This window comes from Glycomyces amatae, from assembly GCF_020991375.1.
GTDB classification, from domain to species: Bacteria; Actinomycetota; Actinomycetes; order Mycobacteriales; family Micromonosporaceae; genus Glycomyces; species Glycomyces amatae.
Map to the genome: position 1 here is coordinate 196,531 of NZ_JAJLQZ010000003.1, position 15,246 is coordinate 211,776.

8 protein-coding genes and 2 pseudogenes are annotated in these 15,246 nt (G+C 72.0%); 4 read left to right on the forward strand and 6 right to left on the reverse strand.

The window, feature by feature from the left end; genetic code table 11:
* Positions 1 to 321: 321 nt before the first annotated feature.
* Positions 322 to 1,509, reverse strand: a pseudogene (locus LO763_RS30245) (AIPR family protein); the annotation flags it as partial.
* 112 nt (positions 1,510 to 1,621) lie between these two features.
* Positions 1,622 to 4,624, reverse strand: a complete 3,003-nt coding sequence (locus LO763_RS06110) for an NACHT domain-containing protein (RefSeq protein WP_230601077.1) — start codon at positions 4,622 to 4,624, stop codon at positions 1,622 to 1,624.
* 256 nt (positions 4,625 to 4,880) lie between these two features.
* On the opposite strand from LO763_RS06110, the gene LO763_RS06115 reads away from it, so the two are divergent.
* Positions 4,881 to 5,339, forward strand: a complete 459-nt coding sequence (locus tag LO763_RS06115; protein WP_230601078.1) for a hypothetical protein — start codon at positions 4,881 to 4,883, stop codon at positions 5,337 to 5,339.
* A 4-nt stretch (positions 5,340 to 5,343) separates the two neighbouring features.
* On the opposite strand, the gene LO763_RS06120 is transcribed toward LO763_RS06115, so the two are convergent.
* A complete protein-coding gene (locus tag LO763_RS06120; protein ID WP_230601079.1) occupies positions 5,344 to 6,168 on the reverse strand; it encodes an SHOCT domain-containing protein in 825 nt (274 codons plus the stop codon).
* A 40-nt stretch (positions 6,169 to 6,208) separates the two neighbouring features.
* Positions 6,209 to 7,972 (reverse strand): amino acid adenylation domain-containing protein, encoded by a 1,764-nt coding sequence (locus tag LO763_RS06125; RefSeq protein WP_230601080.1) that lies wholly within the window; start codon positions 7,970 to 7,972, stop codon positions 6,209 to 6,211.
* Positions 7,973 to 8,144: 172 nt separating this feature from the next.
* Between LO763_RS06125 and LO763_RS06130 the strand changes: the two genes are divergently transcribed.
* A complete protein-coding gene (locus tag LO763_RS06130) occupies positions 8,145 to 11,459 on the forward strand; it encodes a DUF4132 domain-containing protein (RefSeq protein WP_230601081.1) in 3,315 nt (1,104 codons plus the stop codon).
* A 118-nt stretch (positions 11,460 to 11,577) separates the two neighbouring features.
* Here LO763_RS06130 and LO763_RS06135 read toward each other — a convergent pair whose 3' ends face one another.
* Positions 11,578 to 12,255 (reverse strand): NUDIX hydrolase, encoded by a 678-nt coding sequence (locus LO763_RS06135; protein ID WP_230601082.1) that lies wholly within the window; start codon positions 12,253 to 12,255, stop codon positions 11,578 to 11,580.
* 67 nt (positions 12,256 to 12,322) lie between these two features.
* Between LO763_RS06135 and LO763_RS29615 the strand changes: the two genes are divergently transcribed.
* Entirely contained in the window at positions 12,323 to 13,324 is a 1,002-nt protein-coding gene (locus LO763_RS29615) for an SPFH domain-containing protein (protein WP_369431923.1), read from the forward strand.
* Positions 13,321 to 14,226: a hypothetical protein gene (locus tag LO763_RS29620; RefSeq protein ID WP_369431932.1), complete on the forward strand. Its 906-nt coding sequence runs from the start codon at positions 13,321 to 13,323 to the stop codon at positions 14,224 to 14,226. Before LO763_RS29615 ends, LO763_RS29620 begins: the two co-directional genes overlap by 4 nt.
* Positions 14,227 to 14,310: 84 nt before the next feature.
* On the opposite strand, the pseudogene LO763_RS29625 reads toward LO763_RS29620, so the two are convergent.
* Positions 14,311 to 15,168, reverse strand: a pseudogene (locus tag LO763_RS29625) (LysR family transcriptional regulator); the annotation flags it as partial.
* Between the last annotated feature and the right edge of the window lie 78 nt (positions 15,169 to 15,246).

Here is a 15,246-nt window from a genome sequence, read left to right on the forward strand (position 1 = left end):
GGCGACAATGTGGCATACCAGGAAGCGGCCGAGTTCGGCGATGCGCTCGCCGCGGTTGACGAGGCTCTTGGTCTGCTCGTCAAGGCTTTGCTTCGCCTTGCGGTGAAGGAGCACGGTACGCCACAGTCGGTATTCATCGAGACCTGAGACGAAGACACGCCGGTAATAGCCGTTCGTGCTCCTGCCCCAGAGGACTTCCGGGTTCTCGGCCAGGACCGTGGCCAGTTCGGCGTCGGGGTTCGCGCATGCGAGAGCCTCCAGTGCCTCCTCGATCGCACACCCCTCGTCAGGGGCGATACTCGTCGCCTCCCCCTGCTTGATGCTGTACTCCTTGCCGAGTGTGCGTAGCATGGCCTCCTTCAAGTGCTGCTGCATCTGGTCCTGGGCGGCGAAGTCGCGTTGCTGGATCCGGTTCTGGGTGTTCGTGGCCTCGGTGATCCGGTCGGCGAAACCCTGGTTTCCAGCCCCTACCTCGATGGCGGTGATCTTGATACGGGCGGGCTCTGCGCCTTCCGGACGCTCAACCGACGAGTAGGCCCGGTGAATGGCGGCCACACTCTGGGCACCGTTGACGATGCTGGCGCCCTTGAGGAGGAAATCGCCGCTGCTCCCGGGGGTGAGGCGTCCGGTCGCGGATCGTTGGATCGACTCGCAGAGCACCGTGATCCCGTTGTTGAAGTAGAGGAAGTTCTCCGGCTCCTGCGTGAGGGTCTCGATGATGCCGATGTTGACCGGTGTGCCTCCGAGGGGATTGCGTATGTTGCGTTCGAACAACCGCAAACCGTAGTCGCGCTGCCACCCTGCGATCTGGTCCACGTCGACGACGCCGTACACCTCCGGGTAGGGGGCTTCGACTCTTCCGCATCCGTCGATGCGGACCTTCAAGTCGACCGCTTGTCCTCCCTCGGCGGACCGCATGACCCGCCGCAGCTGCGGCAGCTGCCAGATTTCAAAGTGAGCGCCGAAGTAGGTGCTGAAGTCGTCGACGACGCGTTGCAACGGTTTCTTTGCCGCGTCAGCGATCGTCGAGTCTCCGGCGATCGCCATGATCACGGTGACGCGGACGCTGTGATCGCGGAGGACATCCTGCACGCCGTCCCGCAACCGCTGGAAACGGTTGTTGAACTCGTCGAAATCCTCCTCCGTGAGCATTTCGAAGCCCTCTTTAATCTTGAGGCTGGCGTCCTTCGTGAGGCTTCCTCCGCCGTTGTCACTCCATTTCGCCTGTACGAGGCATATGTGAGCCGCTTCGGCGTCGACGCCGATCGCATCGATGCCGTAGTCGCGGTCGCCGTCGATGACCGCGTAGGCGGCATCTGCGGGTTCCACGCCCATGACGTCCCGCACCGCCATCGCCGCGAGCGCCCGAGTGCGGAAATGCTGTTCGACCTCCTTCGCATCGTGGCTGGAGACGTCGGAGAGATCGATCAGTCCGCGGTAGGTGTCCTCGAGATGAAGCCGGAGTTGCCGCACCAGCATCGAGCGCATCGGATTGTCATTGCGTGCCATGGGAATTCCCAACGCCGACGAGAGAGGCCAGGCCCGTCCGGAGCCTAAGGCGAGATTCTATCGCTTTCATGACCGTCTGTCATGCCTCGGTCGCGCAGCCGGGCCCGCGCGCTCAGGCCGGGTCCTCGCGCACCAGCAGGATCATCTCGCTCATGTCGACGGTGCCGCGGTGCCGCGCCTCGATGGCCGCCAGTCCCGTGATGCACGACCACAGGAGGTCCGATTCCTCGGCCGCCATCCAGATCGCGACGGCGCACAGTGCGATCCGCATCGATGCGAGCATCTCGAGGTCGACTTCCGCCTGTCGCGTGACCACCTCCAGCAGCGGTCGGCGCATTTCGGAGATCATGTAGTCCAGTTGCTTGCGGGGGCGAAAGTGATGCGGTTTGGCGCCGAGACCGTACCTGAGTCTGACTTCGTCCAGCAGCGAGGGAAGTTCGTTCGGCAGCACCGGATTGGGAGAACGCACCGCTTCGGACAGTCGGTTGGGGAGCTTGAAGGGCAGCGGTGCCCCTTGGACGGGGAGTCGGCTGGCCAGAAGGAGGGCGCCGGCGGTCTTGAGGAAACCGGGGTCGCCGCCGTCGCGGTAGCAATCGCGATGCAGGCGGTATGAGGACTGGACGGCCGATCGCACCGCTTGCTGCAACAGGTCGAACTGGTCTTTGATGGCCGCCGCCGGTATGGCGACGCCTTCGAAGCGGCCCTGGCCCGGCGGCGGTCTGTGCGAGTTCATGAGCCGCATGATCGCCAGCAGGTTGATGGATTCGGATTCCGCGAACCAGACCAGGTCCTTGGACATATCGGTGAACGCGTCGGCGTAGGCGCGATGGGAATCGAGCGTTCTCGACATGATGGAATCGCGATCCCTGGGCATGGCGATCCGGGAGAGCGCCGCCTTGTAGCCGTCGGCGATCTTCTTCAGGGCGGCGCAGGCAGTCCTGATCTGCGCCGCGGCGAGCCGCGCCTCGTCGGATCGCACCGACAGGTCGAACCGGCTCATCATGAACCGCCAGTCCGCCCGGATGCAGTCGAGCAGCTTCCGTTCAGCCGTCTCGAAACCCTGGTTCGGCCTCGGTGCGAAGTACCTCGGCCGCACCCGCCCGCGCGACAGCGTCCAGAAGGCGTCCGTCGCCCTTCGCCCCTGGATCGCGGAAGCCGTCTCCAGCGATGCGAACTCATCGGCGCGAAGCAGCCGGTAGCCGAAACCGTGGTGGTCGAACCGCGAGAGCCATTCGAGGAACGCGGCCACCTCGCCGGGCCAGAGGCCCATCAGTTCGCCGTTCGGTCCGAAGCGATGGGCCGAGAGCCGTCGACCCTCGGCGCGTTCCGCCATGGCGAACAGCCGGTAGACGTCCCTGTTCACCGGCTCGACGCAGACCGCCTCGCCTTCGAAGAAGCCGACTTCGCGCAGGTTCCGGCCGATGACCTCGGTGCAGGCGACGCGGTACTCCTCGCCGTCAACCGGGTGCTCCGCGGTGAGGAACGCGTCGATGCGGTCGGTGAGCCGCGCGTCGACCTCGCCGCCGCTGAACTCGGCCTCGTTCCGGAGTTCGAGCGCGAGCGACCAGCCCTCGGCGGTTCCGGCGTTCGCGCACGCCTCGATCAGCGGGTCCGGGTCGTACGCGGTCGCCCAGAACAGCGCCGTGTTCCGCCACCAGCGCTGGTCGATGCGGCCGGTCAGCACCTCGACGCGCCCCTGCTCGTGGAGCTCCTTGGCGGCCAGGTACTCCTGGAAGGACAGGTGGACGAACATGTACGTGTCCGAGTCCTGGCTCAATCGGGACAGCAGGCCGTTCTCGCGGAGGTCGCGCAGCAGCTCCTGCGCCGAGACCTCGACTTCGAGCTCCTCGACCAGCTCCCTCACCAGCGGAAGCGGATCGAACTGCACCGATTCCTCGAGCATCAGCTCGAGGGCGAGCCGCTGCACGACGCGGAGCTTCGGCTTCAGTTCGAGCGGGTTCGCAGGCGCCGCGGTCTTGACGCGGTTGCGCCGCTCGTGCAGGAGCATCGGGACCATGCGCTCGTACAGCTCGCCGCGGCTCGCGGGCAGGCCGTCGTCGCTGTTGCGGTGCACGAACACCATGAGCTGCAACAGCAGCGGTGTGCTCGCGAGGTCGTAGAGCGCCGGGTCGGCCCGGAGGCCCGCCAGCAGTTCGGCCTCCTCGGCCGTCGCATCGGTCCCGTTCACCTCGCCTCCCTCGCGGAAGGCGCGGTAGCAGTTCTCCACGAAGCGGTCGATCTGATCCCGGGTCAGCGGGCAGACCTCCAGCACCAGGTCGGCCGCGTCGAACTTCGCCGATTCGAAGCCCAGCTCCCGCGAGGTGACCACCAGGCTGCAGTCCTTGTAGCCGCCATGCTGCCGCTCGGCCCACAGCATCACGGCGGGCCGGTGCTGCGCGGGGACCTCGTCGAGGCCGTCGAGCATGATCACGCAACGGCCCTTGGCCAGCCAGCGCCTGACCTCGTGGACGGGGATCGCGTCGTGGTCGAATCCGCGGGCGGTCACGGCGATCTCGGCGAGGTCGACCTCCGGGTCCTCGACGATCCGGTTCATGTGGTGGGCGAGCACCACGAGGATCGGCATCGGGGCCCCCGGCCGTCTCGTCCGGGACATCCGCATGGCCGTCCATCTGAGCAATGTGGACTTTCCGGAGCCCGGCATGCCGTACACCGCGATCTGCTGTCCCTTTCCGCGGCTGAGGAAGTCGTCGAGCTTGGCGCGCTCGCCCGGGCGTCCCGGCGACCAGCCGTAGACCTTCTGACCGCCGCTCTCGGTCTCGTCGTCGCGGAGCACGACGTCGACGTACACGTCGCCGAGCGTGAGCTGCGGGAGCTTGCGCGAGGTCACGCCGAGCAGCATCACGCTGTTCATGTACCGGTTGCCGCGGAACAGCCTCCGGTACCGCAGGACGCAGAGGTACGAGCGGACCCGGCTCCACAAGGACCAGCAGACTCCCAAGGCGATCAGGGCGCCGCAGGCGGCCCCGATCCACAAGGGGCTGCCTTTGGAGGAGAAGACGTAGGTGGTCGTCGCCGCGAAGACGGCGGCGACCGCGCCGACGATCGCCGTCGTCTCCATGGTCGTTCTGCGGCGTGGCGTGAGGGGAGTGGACATCGGGGCAGCTTTCGGAACGGGGGCCATGGATTCGTCGAGCGCCGGCGGCGCGGCATGAACGTGAGGCGGACCTGTGTCCTGGACGACTGATCCTATCGCTGCCGCGCGATCTCGGCGGGCCTCGATCCCGCCCCACCTGGTTCGCCGTCCGCCGGGCCGCGCCGGGGGCCGGTCCTGGAAACGCCCGGTTTGCGGGCGGGTCCTATGGTGCTGGGTGAAAGCACCTGACACTGCTCACACGAGATCGGGAGAAGCGATGAGCGAGTACGACCCCACGGTGGAAGACGACTTCGCCGCGGACGACTACGGGACCGACGCGACCGAGGACTACGCCGCCGAGGACTCCTACACCGGCGACGCGTCCTCGGACGACGTCTACACCCTGACCGTGGACACCGACCTCGACGGCGACGGCGTGAACGAGTCGGTCTCCTCCGACTACGACGGCGACGGCTACGAGGAGACCGTCGAGTCCGACTACGACGGCGACGGCTGGATCGACACGGTCGCGAGCGACAACGACGGCGACGGCTACGCCGAGACCCTCCTCGTCGACACCGACGGCGACACCTACCTCGACACGTACGCCACCGACACGGACGGCGACGGCTACGTCGACAGCGTGGAGTCCGACACCGACGGCGACGGCTTCCTCGACACGTACGCCACGGACGCCGACGGCGACGGCACGTTCGAGTCCGTCGAGACGGTCTAGCGGCTCAGGGTTCGAGCAGGCGCCGCTTGGCGAGCTGGAACTCCTCCTCGGTGAGGTGGCCTTCGCGGCGCAGGGCGGCGAGGCGTTCGAGTTCGCCGACCAGCGACGGCTCGGACGCGGGCGCGCCCGTCTCCGCGGACACGGTGGACGCGACGGTCTCGGCGGTGATCAGCCTGCGGAGCCACGGCAGGGCGGCTCTGGCGCGGGCGGGATCGCCCGCGGGATAGACCGCCGCGAGGGGCGCCCGCGTCCAGCTCCGCGGGACGCGGACCTCGACGCGGTGCGGGTGGCCGCGACGGTCGCGGAAGGCGAGGGCGGCGGTGCCGACACCACTGCCGGACCCGGCGTCCTTGTAGTCCTCCAGCGCGGCGGGGACGCGCTCGCGGCCGAGCAGGGCGGCGAACGCCGCGGACACGCGCAGTTCGTACACCAGCCCGAGCAGGGCGATGACGGCGCCGACGCCGGCGACCGCGCCCCAGACCTTGATCTCGGTGGACACCTCCGCGGCGGGCAGGCCGCCGGCGACGGCCTCCCGCCAGCCCGAGATCGAGGCCAGGGGGCCGAGGGCCATGGCGGCGCCGAAGGCGATGGCCCGCAGCGCCGCCAGTGCGAACGCGAAGCATGCGATGTTCGCGGCGACGCCGCCGATGATCAGGAAGACGCGCGGGTCATCGGTGCTGCACTCGCCGCCCCAGCAGGACCAGGGGATGAGATGGGCTTCGGCGTTGCCCCGCTGGAGCAGGTACCACGCGGCGAGGCCGCAGGGCAGGGCGAACAGCAGCAGGACGAGGCCGGACTTGGGGGTCCGCGGCGGTGGAGGCGGGGTCACCGCTCCAGTATCCAGCGCCCGCACCAGCTCCGGGAGACGCCTAGCGGTCCGCTCCTCGACCGTTGGCCGAAGACGCGGTGTCCGGCCTCCCGGGCCGGGCGGTCTCGAGGAGCCAGTCCAGCGTCTGGCGCGTGTCGAGGTACAGGGTGTCGGACCGGGCGCGCATGAGCGCGCGGATCTCGTCGCGGAGCCGGTCGTCCAGCGGCGCGGTGATCGATGCGGTCCGGTGGCGGCACAGGAGGTCCAGGCCCGTCAGGCCCACGAATGACAGCGGCTGGTCGACGTCGTCGTAGAGGGCCAGGTCGGCCCAGATGCGGTGCCAGATCCCGTGCGCGCGAAGGAGGGCCACCGCCGCTCGGCGGGTGTGGGCCGGATGCGGGCGCTCGACGAGCTCGCGCAGGGCGGCGACCGGCGGCAGCAACCGCCGGTCCGCGAGGTGGTCGGCCGCGGCGCGGGCCACCACCGGCGCGGGGTCGAGGAGGAGCCGCGAGAGGTCCCGGTCGACGCGGAGGTTCTTGAACGCGGTGACGGCGGCCGCCCGGGTCTTCGGGCGCGGGTCTTCGAGGTAGGGCTCGATGAGGTCGGCGTCCTCGGGGCGGCCGCAGTCGCCCAGGCCCTGGATCACCGGTCGGGGCGCGGACTGCGGGATCTGGAGAAGCGCCCGGTAGTGCGCGGCGGGATCGCGGCCGGCGCGGCGCAGGCCCCACTGCGCGGTGGCGCGCACGGGTGCACTGCGATCGGTGAGGAGGTCCTCGACGCCGTCGAACCGCGCAACCCTGACCAGTGCGGTGAGCGCGGCGGTCCGGACCCGGGCCGATCGCGCGGTGAGCAGGGGCCGCAGCAGATCGGGGCGGTCGCGGGCCGAGGCGTGGTCGGCCAGGGCCTCGGCGCACCGCTCCTGCAGGCGGTCGCCGAACCGCCCGGTCGCGATGGCCTCCAGCAACGGCGCGTCCAGACGTCCCCGCCCGATCAGCGCCTCCCCCGCCCAGCGGGCCGACCGGCCGTCGGCCGCGGCGAGGACGGCCAGGAGGTCGCCGTCCGGAAGATCGCTCAATGCGGTCAGCACCAGGTCGAACATCGGCGCGGCGCGCATGCGCTTCCGCAGGCGGTGGGCGAGTGTGAGCACCGCGCCGAACGTCTCGTGATCACCGGCGGCGAGGAGTCGGGGCAGCAGTTCCAGGGCGAGCTCGCGGATCGGCGCCACATGGTCGACGGCGCGGAGCAGCACCAGCGGGTACAGCTGCGGGTGCTCCACCACGTGCGGCAGCGCCTCGGCGCGCCGACGGCCGTCCGCCGCCGACATCGCCAAGGCGAGCCCGAGCGGCGTCTCGGGCACGGGCGCACCGGCATCGATGACGTCGATCCGGTCGCTTCGGTACATGGTCCAGGTCCGCACGTCGTCGTCGAACGCCGCCCACGCGCGTGGGCCCGATGCGAGCAGTCCGTCCAGAGCGGTCCGGGCGCGGTCGCCGTCGTCGGCGGCGTCGAGCAGTCGGAGCACCGCGGGATTCCTGAGCCGGTCGGGGGTGCCGCCGGACCGGGAGGCGGTGGCCGCGAGCGCCTTGGTCCGGTACCGGGGCCTGTCCATCGCGGCAGGCCAACTCGGCGCAGCGTCCGTTCGGCGCGAAGCCAGACCCTTGATCGCCAGCGTCAACGCGATGGCCCCCGCCAGGATGAGGGGAACGCCGCCGACGCGGTCGGCGAAGCCGATCGCGGCCGCGAAGACCAGCGCCGCCGCGGCCAAGAGGACCGTGCCGAACCGACGCCGCCGGTCCGGGCGCGACCGGCGGCGTCGGCGGATCACCGGTGAAGGGGACGTGGGTATGGCTCCAGGGGTGTCGAGGGAGCGCCAGCATAGCCACCGGCGGCGTCCGTTCGCGAACCGTTATCGCCGTGTGCGGGACGACGGGACGCGGCGGGCGACACGGATGTCGCACCCGTTCCCTACTGTTGCGGCCGTGGATCAGATGAACTCCTTGCCAGATGAAGACCGCCTCCTCATGCCCGACGAGTGGCGGGCCGAGCTCCTCCCCCGGCGCGGCGTGCGGCCAGGCGACGCCTTCGAGCCCGACCCCGACGATCCGGCGTTCTGGCGCGAGCTCGTCGGCGACCATGAGGCCGCGCTGCGGTCGGCGTTCACCGCCGCGGGGGTCCGCGAGGGCGCCGAGTACCTCGACGGGGGGCCGAATCCCCGCGGCGCCGGACTCGTCGCCGCCCTGGTGGCGCCCCCGGGCTCGCGATACGCCGCCCCTAGCGTGCGCCCCGCCTTCGGCGCGTGGCTCGAGGAGCACGGCCTGCCGTTCGCGGTCGGCGCCGCGCTGTCCTTCCTGTCCTTCGAGGACGATGAGAAGGGCTCGACGATCCCGCCGCACCAGACGCTCGCGGAGTACGGCGGGCGGCGAATCCGGGAGCGGCCCCTCGAGATGATGAACATCGTCCTCTACCGGAACCAGGACCTCCGCACGCTGCGGGGGCTGCTCGCCGACGCCCCCGACGAGGTGTACGCGCAGGCCGAGGCGGTGGTGGAGCGGCTGCGCGACAGCGGGTCCCGCCGATACCTGGCCGCCTTCCTCATGCCGCGGACCGACTGGATCGAAGAGACCGCCGGCGACCTCGCCGCCCTGCCGCACAAGGGCCGCCTCGTGACGGGACTCGCGCACTCGGCGACCTCGCGGGCCCAGCTCACGGCGATGGGCATGAGCCGCATCGAACCCCACGAGCACGCAGTGGAGGTCATCGCACCGCTGCTCGACGGGATCGGCGTCGAGGCGCTGCCGCTCCTGACCGACCGGCCGAAGAGCCCGCTCGACGCCGACCAGCGTCGGATCCGCTTCGAGGCCGTCGCGATGATCCCGCACGACGAGGCCGTGGGGCACCTGGTCGAGCACCTCGCCGAGGAGTTCGCCTTCGACTCGGCCGCCGCGGCGGCGGCGCGGTTCCCCGTGCGGACGCTCCGCGCCGTCGCCGCCCATGCTCCCGGGGCCCCGCCCGAGCGCCGTCCGCTGCTCGCGAGCCTCGTGTCACGCGCCGATCCGCGCGCGCACGACGCCCTCGCCGACGGCGAGCGGGCCGCGCTGGCCGAACTCCGCGCGCAGGTGCGGCCCGTTCCCGAAGCCCTCGAAGCGGACCTTCCCGAGCTGCTCGTTCGTCCACCTTGGACCGTGAAGCGGCCCGAGCGCAAGCCCATGGTCGTCAAGGGGCTCGAGGCCGATCCCGAGAGCCGTGTGGTCTGGGCTCCCGGGGAGCGCGAGCGGTACCTCGCGAACGCCGCCGCGCGCGCCCCCGAGGTCGAGGACTGGGACGAGTACGCCGCGCGCCTCTCCGGGTACCGGCGCAACCGCGACATCGGCGTGATCGTGGCCTACGGGCCCGAGAAGCTGGCCGAGGAGTACGTCGAGGCCTGGAACGGCGACCTCGGCGACTACGACGAGGAGCGGTCCGCCGCCCGCGCCCAGGCCGTCCTCGCCCGCCACGGCGACGCGGTGGGCCACCACGTGGTCGCCCACCTGGTGCGGAACGTGAAGTCCGGCGCGCTCATGGGGCCGGTCCGCTCCCCCGAGGCCGCCCGGATCGCGGCCCACTGGTTCGCGAACGTCAAGTCCGCCCGGGACCACGGCGCCGCCTGGCTCGACCGGCACGGGGCGGCGGCCGCGAAGCTGCTGGTGCCGAGCGCCCTCGACCGCTCCAAGACGCGTCGCGGCCCGGCGGAGGTCGCACTGCTGCGCATCGCCGAGACGCATGGGGCCGAAGCGGTCCTGGACGCCGCCGGAGCCTACGGCGAGCCCGCCCGCGCAGGGGTCGCGGCGCTCCTCGATGCCGGGCCCGTGGACCTGCTGCCCGACCGGGTCCCGAACCCGGGCAGGTGGTTCGACCCGGTCCTGCTCCCGCAGGTACTGCTGCGCGGCGGCGAACACGCGCTGCCGGAGGCCTCGCTGCGGCACGTCGCGGTGGTCCTGGGGATCGCCGTCGGCATGTCGGACGACCCGCGCCTCGCGGTGCTCGCCGAGACCTGCGACCGCGACTCGCTGCGCCGGTTCTCCTGGGCCCTGTTCGAGCAGTGGATCGCCGGGGGCGCTCCCGCGGCCGACAACTGGACCCTGGGGGCGCTCGGGCACTTCGGCGACGACGAGACCGTCGCCCGCCTGACGCCGCTGGTCAAGGAGTGGCCCGGGCAGAGCCAGCACCACCGCGCCGTCGCGGGCCTGCGGGTCCTGGGCGGCATCGGGTCCGAGGCGGCGCTGCGGGCCATGCAGCACATCTCGCAGCGCGCCAAGTTCAAGGCCATCAAAGCCGAAGCGGCGCAGCAGATGGAGGTCATCGCGGGCAGGCTCGGGCTCACCCGCGAGCAGCTCGCCGACCGGCTCCTGCCCGACTTCGGGCTCGGCGAGGACGGCGCGCTCGTGCTCGACTACGGGCCGCGCCGGTTCCGCGTGGTCTTCGACGAGCAGTTGAAGCCGCACGTCGCCGACGAGTCGGGCAGGCCGCGCAAGACGCTGCCGAAGCCGGGCACCAAGGACGACCCCGAGCTGGCGGGCGCCGCATACAAGCGGTTCGGCGAGCTGAAGAAGGAGCTGCGCACGGTCTCGGTCGACCAGGTGCGGCGCCTCGAGGCCGCGATGGTCAACGCGCGCACCTGGACCCGCGAGGAGTTCGAGCGGTACCTCCACGGCCACCCGCTCATGCGGCACCTGGTCCGGCGCATGGTCTGGCTCGCCGAGGCCGGCGGGGCTCGGTTCGGGTTCCGGGTCGCCGAGGACGGTTCGCTGAGCGACGCCGAGGACGAGGCGGTCGCGCTGCCCGAGGGCGCCGCGGTCCGCCTGGCGCACCCGGTCGACCTGACGCCCGAGGAGGGCGCCGCGTGGGGCCGGCTCCTCGCCGACTACGAGATCCTGCAACCGTTCGAGCAGCTGGGCCGCCCGGTCATGGCGTTCACCGAGGAGGAGCTGGCGACCGGTCGGCTGGAGCGCTTCGAGGGGGCCGTGGTGCCGGCCGGAAGCATCCTCGGGCTCACCGGGCACGGATGGGTGCGCGGGCGGCCGCAGGACAACGGCACCGAGTTCGGGTTCCACTTCCCGCTGCCCGCGGGCGGATTCGTGGCCGTGGCGCTGGACCCGGGCCTCCAGATCGGCATGGGCGCCGATGTGGACGACCAGCGGCTGTCGGCGGTGCGCCTGACGGACCGGGTCAACGGCTACTACCGCGGGCTGGACGGCGGCCGCCCCGCCGCGATCGACCCGGTGACCGCCTCCGAGGTGCTCGCCGCCCTCGACCGGATCACCGCGAAGGGGTAGTCCGGGACCGATCCGCGAGGACGGCGCCCCTGTCGCGGGGGCGCCGTTCCGCGTTTCGGGCGGCGTGGACCGCGTCCGGCGCCCTTCCGTGCAGTGTGGAGTTTGGAGTGGAGCGCGTTCAATCGTCCTTGCGGCGCAGGATCGGGGGGTTCAGGAGCGCGGCGTCGCCGCGCCGGTAGAGCTTGGCCGGGCGGCCGGGCTCGCCCTCGGTGGAGCGGCCGGTGGGCTCCACGAAGCCGGGGGCGGAGGTGGCCTTGCGGTGGAAGTTGCGCGGATCGATCGTCTCGCCCCAGACCGCCTCGTAGACCTGGCGCAGCGCGGCGACGGTGAACTCGGGCGGGCAGAAGGCGGTGGCGAGCGGTGTGTACTCCAGTTTGGACCGGGCGCGTTCGACGCCGTCGGCGAGGATGCGGTCGTGGTCGAACGCCAGGTGCTGCCCGCCGATCGGCCGCCATTCGGCCGCCGCCGCGTCCGTGCCCGCCAGCGGGGCGGGGAGGTCGGGCAGGAGCGCCAGGTAGGCGACCGTGACCACGCGCCCGCGCGGGTCGCGGTCGGGCGCGCCGTAGCTGGCGAGCTGCTCGAGGTGTCCGCCCGGCCAGGCCAGGCCGGTCTCCTCGGCGAGCTCGCGCCGCGCCGCGGCGGCCAGGTCCTCGTCGGCGTGGACGAATCCGCCCGGCAGGGCCCATCGGTCGAGGTGCGGTTCGATGCCGCGCCGCACCAGCAGCACGCGCAGCTCGCCCTCCTGGACCGTGAGGACCACCAGGTCGACAGTGACCGCGAACACCGGATAACTCATTATCACCACCTTGACGATAAGGTAGCACACGAGTTATCGTCAAGGTGATGAGAAAAGGAGGCCCCTCATGGCCGATGTAACGAGACTGCTGTTCCTGCGCCACTTCCGCGGCACCCCCACCGTGTGGATCCGGTACGAGAAGCAGGGCCGCCCCGCCAAGGAGGGCACCGGCCAGTCGTTCTGGTACCGCCCGCTGGTGGCGGTGCTCTCGGAGGTCCCGGTGGACGACCGGGAGCTGCCGCTGCTGTTCCACGCCCGCACCGCCGACTTCGCCGACGTCACCGTCCAGGCCACGGTGACCTACCGGATCGCCGATCCGGCGCTGGCCGCCGCCAGGCTGGACTTCTCCGTCGACCCCTACCGCGGCCGGGCGCGGGCCCGGCCGCTCGACCAGGTCGCGACCCTCCTCACCGAACTGGCCCAGCAGCCCGCGATCGACCTGCTGGCCCGCCTGCCGCTGGCCGAGGCGCTCACCGTCGCCGTCCCGCAGCTGCGGGAGGCCGTCGCCGAGGCGCTCTCGGACGACGCGCGCCTCGCCGACATCGGCGTCGCCGTGGTCAGCGCCCGCGTGGTGTCGGTCCGGCCCGAGCCGGAGCTGGAGCGGTCGCTCCAGACCCCGACGCGGGAGGCCGTGCAGCAGGACGCGGACAAGGCCACGTACGCGCGGCGGGCCCAGGCCGTGGAGCAGGAGCGGGCGATCGCCGAGAACGAGCTCCAGAACAAGATCGAGCTGGCCCGCCGCGAGCAGCAGCTGGTCGAGCAGAAGGGCGCCAACGACCGGCGGTCGGCCGAGCTGGCCGCGGCCGCCGGGCTCGCCGCCGCGCAGGGCGAGGCGGAGCGCGAGCGCACGCTCGCGGCCGCCCACGCCGACAAGGTGCGGTCGGTGGGCGCGGCGGAGGCCGAGGCCGAGGCGGCCCGCATGGCCGCCTACCGGGACCTGCCGCCGACGGTGTTGCAGGCGCTGGCGCTGCGCGAGCTCGCGGGCCAGATGCCCGAGATCGGCCAGCTCACGATCACCCCGGACCTCCTCACCGGGGCCCTGTCGCGACTCGCGGACGGCTCGCGGTGACCGGGACGCTGGCCCCGAGGGTGGTGGTGGTCAGCCGCCGCAGCGAACTGGACGAGCTGCTCGTCCGGCACGGCACCCGCGCGGCGGCCGACCACTTCCTGCGCCAGCGCGGGCGCGACCTGGACGAGGTCGCCGCCCGGCACGAGGCGCTGGAGGCGGCCCTCACCGCGGTGGACGCGGCGGTCCCGGCCGACTGGCGCCGGGGCCGGGTGGACCGGGAGGACCTCCCCCGGTTCCTGTTCGGACCGGAGGACCTGGTCGTCGCCGTCGGCCAGGACGGCCTGGTGGCCAACCTCGCGAAGTACCTGGACGGGCAGCCGGTGATCGGGGTGGACCCCGAGCCGGGCCGGGGCCTCGGCGTGCTGATCCGGTTCCGGGCCGACTCGGTCGGCGCCGCGCTCCGGGCGGCGGCCGCGGAGACGGCGGCGGTCCGGCGGCTCACCATGGTCTCCGCCCGCCTCGACGACGGGCAGGAGCTGGCCGGCCTCAACGAGGTGTACGCGGGCCACAGCGGGCACCAGTCCGCGCGGTACCGGCTCGTCGCCGCCGACGGGCGCGGCGAGCGCCAGTCCTCGTCCGGCGTGCTCGTCGGCACGGGCACGGGGGCCACCGGCTGGACCGCCTCCATCGCGGCCGAACGGCACCGGGGCGAGGCGCTGCCGGACCCGGAGGAGCGGTCCCTGTCCTGGTTCGTGCGGGAGGCGTGGCCCTCGCCCGCGACCGGCACCGACCTGACCGCCGGGAGGCTCCAGGCGGGCGAGCGGCTGCGGCTGGTCTGCGAGAGCGAGCGGCTCGTGGTCTTCGCCGACGGCGTCGAGTCCGACCACCTCACCGTCACCTGGGGCCAGCAGATCACGATCGGGCTGGCCGACCGGCGCCTCCGCCTGGTCGTCCCCGGGTAGGGGGGACCCCTTTAAGGCGGGGAGCCGGACGGGCCCGGCCTGCGGCGGCACGGCGTCGGACAGCGGGCCGTCCCCCAGGAGCTCGAGGAGGTGCGCGGCGGGCGAGTCGGCCTGGCCCCAGGCGGTGGAGACGACCGAGACCGTCCACTGCGGCGTGTCCTCGTCGGCGAGCGGGAGGACGCGCAGCGCGGCGGCCTGCGGCTTCGCGGCGACGTGCCGGGGGACCACGGCGATGCCGAGGCCGCGGTCGACCAGGTCGAGGAGGGTGTGGACGTCGTTGACGGTGCAGCGGACGCGGCGCCGGGAGCCGCGCGCGGCGAACACCGACTCGTTGAGGGTGCGCACGCCCCAGGCCGCGCCGAAGTCGACGAAGTCCTGGTCGTCGAGGGCGTCCCAGTGGACGGAGGAGCGCGCCGCGAGGGGGTGGTCGGGCGGCGTCACGACCACCAGGGGCTCGCGGCCGAGCTCGCGGTGGGGCAGGGCGCTCAGGTGCCGGTCGGTGGCGACGAAGGCGACGTCGAGCTCGCCCGCGCGGAGCATCCCGAGCAGGTCGTGCGAGCCGCACTGGGTGAACATGGTCTCGACCCGCGGATGGCGGCGGTGGAAGCGGTCGAGCAGGGCGTTGACGTCGACCAGGCCGAGGCACTGCTCCGCGCCGATCGAGAGGGAGCCGGAGACGGCGCGGCTGGCCTTGACGACGGCGTCGCGGGCGCCCGCGGCCTGCTCGAGCATCATGCGCGCGTACGGCAGCAGCGCGAAGCCCGCCTCCGTGGGCTCGACCCGGCGGGTGGTGCGGGTGAACAGGGCGGTGCCCAGCTCGTCCTCGAGGCTGCGGATCGCCGCGGACAGGCCCGACTGGGAGATGCCGGTGAGCTCGGCGGCACGTGTGAAGTGCCTCTCATCGGCGAGCGCGACCAGGTACTCCATCTGCCGCAGGTCCATGAATCATTCCCTTGGGTTCTCAATATCAGAAACGCCAGTTGTTGGACTTCTAGATTAGCGATCCTTAGCATCAGCCAG